Genomic DNA, 713 nt, shown 5'->3' on the forward strand with positions numbered 1-713 from the left:
CCCTAATATCTCTCAAAATCCATTTGGATTGTATACTAGTAAAAGCAACCCTCAAAACTTTAATAATATATCTATTGATTTTAATTTTAAAAATTATTCTAACGAGCTGTTTGTTTCATTTGAGAAGAAAATATCTGGGGATGTGAAGTTATGGATGATTAGTAAGTATAGCCAAAAAACTAAAATGATCACAAAGTCAATTCAGATAGTATTATCAGGAAATGAGGATAACTATATCGAAGACGAGGCCCAAGTGAAAACATACCTGGAGAAGTACGGTATCACTGCTAAGGATTTGGATTCTTACTACGACGAAATCATCAACCAGAAAGTCTTAAAAGACTGGTGTACCATCTATGACAGTAAGTACTCGCCAAGCAACTATGGTGATGTCAAGATTGAAACCCAGTGGGAGAATTGGTGATAACATGAAGAAAATCCTAGGCTTAGTAGCTTTATTCGTGATAATCGTATCATCTTGTTTTTACTTTTTTGTGCGTCAACCTAACAATATTTTTGATGAAATCTACCAGGAGACAGAGAAGACTTATCGGTCAAATAATATTTTAAGAAACATAGATGGGTTTAAAATCAGGGCCGGTTGGCCAAGTGATGACCCAAATATATCCTATACTCCCTTTGGAAAATATAAAACTCTTCCCAAAGGCTATAGTGATATAACCATTAACCTTAATTTTGGAGAAGATATAAAG

At 33.9% G+C, this 713-nt stretch carries 2 protein-coding genes; both read left to right on the forward strand.

The window, feature by feature from the left end:
• The coding region (locus D8863_RS10585) for a TipC family immunity protein (RefSeq protein WP_125441866.1) at positions 1 to 424 on the forward strand (424 nt) is incomplete at its 5' end.
• A 4-nt stretch (positions 425 to 428) separates the two neighbouring features.
• Positions 429 to 713 (forward strand): TipC family immunity protein (locus tag D8863_RS10590; protein WP_142999491.1); only part of this gene is annotated, 285 nt, incomplete at its 3' end.

It is taken from the genome of Streptococcus oralis (assembly GCF_003943825.1).
Lineage (GTDB): Bacteria > Bacillota > Bacilli > Lactobacillales > Streptococcaceae > Streptococcus > Streptococcus oralis_CD.